Origin of the sequence: Tabrizicola sp. (genome assembly GCF_041913445.1) — a bacterium.
Taxonomy (GTDB): domain Bacteria; phylum Pseudomonadota; class Alphaproteobacteria; order Rhodobacterales; family Rhodobacteraceae; genus Tabrizicola.
The window spans coordinates 29,786-33,270 of the sequence record NZ_JAYSFG010000030.1 but is presented as its reverse complement, the minus strand read 5'-3'; the positions used below and the strand labels follow the sequence as shown (position 1 = coordinate 33,270).

General features: G+C 69.9%; 3 protein-coding genes and 1 pseudogene. 2 read left to right on the top strand and 2 right to left on the bottom strand.

Annotation, left to right across the window (positions count from 1 at the left end):
* Window positions 1-1,328, bottom strand: a 1,328-nt coding sequence (locus ACE3Q6_RS20680) for a BON domain-containing protein (protein WP_374436615.1), incomplete at its 3' end; no start/stop codon positions are given.
* A 56-nt stretch (window positions 1,329-1,384) separates the two neighbouring features.
* A complete protein-coding gene (gene ubiA / locus ACE3Q6_RS20675) occupies window positions 1,385-2,356 on the bottom strand; it encodes a 4-hydroxybenzoate octaprenyltransferase (RefSeq protein ID WP_374436613.1) in 972 nt (323 codons plus the stop codon).
* A 12-nt stretch (window positions 2,357-2,368) separates the two neighbouring features.
* Here ubiA and ACE3Q6_RS20670 point away from each other — a divergent pair, with 12 nt between their 5' ends.
* The gene (locus ACE3Q6_RS20670; RefSeq protein WP_374436611.1) at window positions 2,369-3,088 is read left to right on the top strand and encodes a 16S rRNA (uracil(1498)-N(3))-methyltransferase; all 720 of its coding nucleotides are present in this window, start codon (window positions 2,369-2,371) and stop codon (window positions 3,086-3,088) included.
* A 119-nt stretch (window positions 3,089-3,207) separates the two neighbouring features.
* Window positions 3,208-3,384 (top strand): annotated as a pseudogene (locus tag ACE3Q6_RS20665) (16S rRNA (uracil(1498)-N(3))-methyltransferase); the annotation flags it as partial.
* Between the last annotated feature and the right edge of the window lie 101 nt (window positions 3,385-3,485).

Sequence of the window (3,485 nt, the reverse complement as noted above, 5' to 3'; positions counted from 1 at the left end):
TCGACCAGGTCGGACCGGACCAGAAGCTTGCCATGCTCGACCTCGGCCAGCGCCTTCAGACCTGCCAGCACCCGCACCGGCCAGCCATCGGGCAGCGTCTCGTCGAGGCGCGTCGCGGTCAGCACCTCCGCGCCCGAGAACGCCGATTTCGCAAAGGCATCGACCGCCTGGCGCTGCATCTCGTCGGTCAGCCGGCCGCGCAGTTCGACTTTTCCGTCCTCGGAAAGCGTCGCCGTGAACTCGGCCGGGCCCTGGGTCGCGGTTTCCTTCTTCTCCAGCGTCGAGGTCAGCGAGAAGACGTCCGGCAGCCCGGTTTCCAGCTCGCCCACCACCTTGTCGAAAGTCGCCTGCGGCACGTCGCTGCCCGCCAGGAGCGTCACGTCCGCGTCCGAAAAGGTGATCGAGCCCGAGCCCAGTTCCGTCACCGCCCGGATGCCCAGCCCCACGGCCTCGGCCCAGCGGGGCGTCGGCGTCCCAAGCCCGACCTGGCACACCGGAGACCCCTCGACCCCCGCCCCCGCGGCCGTCCGCAGGATCTGCGCCCGCGCCCGGTCGGTGTCGGCCGAACAGCTGTCGAAGCGTGCGCCTTCGGCATCCTTCACGAAGCGCAGGGTGAACGGGGTGATCACGGGGCGCGGCGCCGAGATGTCCAGCACCAGCTGCACGTTGGCCGGGGCAAGCCCGCGCAGCTCGCTCTCGAACCGGCGCTTCGCCTCCTCGCTGTCGGCGATGGCCTTGACCTCGACCCGCTCGGCCGTGACCGAGACCTTGGACAGTTCCAGCCGCTCCAGAGCCTCCAGCCCGAAGGCCAGCGCCTCGTTCCAGGTCGCGGGCGCCGGATAGTCGGCGGTCTCCAGCATGTCCGGCAGTTCCGTCCCCTGCGCCAGCGCCGCCGCCGCATCGGAAAGTGCCGTCTCGGTCAGCCCGCCGTCGCCGGGCTTTTCCGGAATGAGCCCGCTCAGCTGCACCTCATCCTCGGTGCGCAACATCTCGACCGAAAATTTCGGCGCCTCGATGGCCGAGGCCGGGGTGACGTCCAGCCCGTCGCGGATGCGCGAGGTGTCGATCAGCGCCCCCACCATGTTCACCGCGCGGAAGCGGTCGGCCTCACGCGGGGCGGTGCCGGACAGGCGGACCTGCAATCCGTCGGTGTCGACGGTGATCCAGTCGATCCCCGCCTCGGCCAGCTTGGCGGTCACCACTTTCTGCGTGCGCGATTCGATCACCAGCGCCGCGCCATAGGCGACCGACATCATGACGACTGCCGCCAGCACGAAGGCCAGCAGCGCAAGGGTGGTCGAGGACAGCTTGGAGAGGCGCAGCAGCAAAAGAGACGTCCGGAAGACTCAAGGCCCCTGCTTCCTAGGGGTTTGAGGCCCCGGGTTCAACCAAGCCATGCGGCGGCGGCAAGAAACGGCAAAGGGATCAGCCCGGCGTCCCGGTTCGCCCGGAAGACCTGCAGGCACGAGGCCGGGTCGTCCAGGTCCAGCCGCCGCATCTGCCAGCCGATGTGCCAGCCCATCGCCCAGACCCCGCCAAGCGCCACGACGAAGGCCAGCGGCCGGTGCGCCTCGGCATGCGCCAGCACCACGGCCGCGCCGAACAGGACGAGGGTCAACGCGGCAAACCCCCAAAGCCAGGCCCGGCTCCGGTCGCCGAAAAGCCTTGCCGTGGACTTGACGCCGATCAGCGCATCGTCCTCGCGGTCCTGGTGGGCGTAGATCGTGTCGTAGTAAAGCGTCCAGGCGATCCCCGCGGCATAAAGCGCCACGGCCGCGGGCGGGACGGTCCCGGCATGGGCCGCCCAGGCCAGAAGCGCGCCCCAGTTGAAGGCCAAACCCAGGAAGACCTGTGGCCACCAGGTGAAGCGCTTGGCAAAGGGATAGATGCAGACCAGCGCCAGGCTGGCCACCCCCAGGCCCACCGCAAGCCAGTTGTAGGTGAAGAGGATCCCCGCCGCGAGCAGCGCCTGCACCACCATCCACACCAGCGCCGCCTTCACCGTCACCTGGCCCGAGGGCAGGGGCCGCGACCGCGTCCGTGCCACCTGCGCGTCGATGTCCCGGTCGGTGATGTCGTTCCAGGTGCAGCCCGCGCCCCGCATCAGGAACGCGCCCACGCCGCAGGACAATACCAGCCACAGGTCCCAGCCCCGGAACCCGCTGACGCCCCCGGCCAGGGCGATGGCCCAAAGGCAGGGGATCAAGAGCAGCCAGGTGCCGATCGGCCGGTCCGCCCGGGAAAGCCGCAGATACCCCCGCGTCGCCGGGGGCGCGTAAAGGTCCACCCAGTTCGCCCTTGGCGCGTCGGCCACCCTGCCGGGGACGGCCTCTGGCATTTCGGGCAGTTGGGTCATAGGGTCCGGCTCATGGATGCGAAGATCAGGCTCTATGTAGATCAGCCGCTTGGGGCGGGGCAAGCCGTGGCCCTGTCGCAGGACCAGGCGCATTACCTGACCGGCGTCATGCGGCTGGGCGAGGGGGGGGCGATCCTTCTCTTCAACGGCCGCGACGGCGAATGGAGAGCCACCCTGGCGCAGGCCGGGAAACGCAACGCCATCGCAGTCTGTGACGTGCAGACGAAACCCCTCCACCTGCCGCCCGACCTCTGGCTTCTTTTCGCGCCGATCAAGAAGGCCCGCACCGATTTCATCGTCGAGAAGGCCGTCGAGCTTGGCGCCGCCCGCATCCAGCCGGTCCAGACCCGCCACACCAATTCCGAACGCATCCGCCAGGACCGCCTGCAGGCCCACGCAGTGGAGGCCGCCGAACAATGCGGCGCAACTTACGTGCCCGAGGTCACCGACCTCCAGCACCTCGAAAAGCTCCTGTCGAACTGGCCCGAGGACCGACGCCTCTACTGGTGCGACGAAACCGCCATCGGCCAGCCCGCCACCCTCACCCCCGCGACCGGCCCCGCCGCCATCCTGATCGGCCCCGAGGGCGGCTTCTCCGCCGACGAGGCCGCGAAACTCCGCGGCCGCCCGAACGTCATACCCCTCTCCCTCGGCCCCCGCATCCTGCGCGCCGACACTGCCGCCGTCGCGGCCCTGACCCTCTGGCAAGCCGCCTGCGGAGACTGGCGGTGATGTTCGATACCCGTCCAGATACCCGCACCCCCGACCGTTGCGCCGCAGCCAGCGTCAATGCGCCTCCCTCCCCCCGCCGTGGGGGAGGGATGGGGTGGGGGGCCGCGACGTTTCCACCTGCACCTGCCGCCATCCTGATCGGCCATGAGGGCAGCTTCTCCGCCGATGAGGCCGCCAAACTCCAAACGAAACCCAACGTCACCCCCCTCAGCCTCGGCCCCAGGATCCTGCACGCCGACACCGCCGCCGTCGCGACCCTGACCCTCTGGCAAGCCGCCTGCGGAGACTGGCGGTGACGCTCGCTACCGGTCCAGATACCCGCACCCCCGACCGTTGCGCCCTAGCCAGCGTCAATGCGCCTCCCTCCCCCCGCCGTGGGGGAGGGATGGGGTGGGGG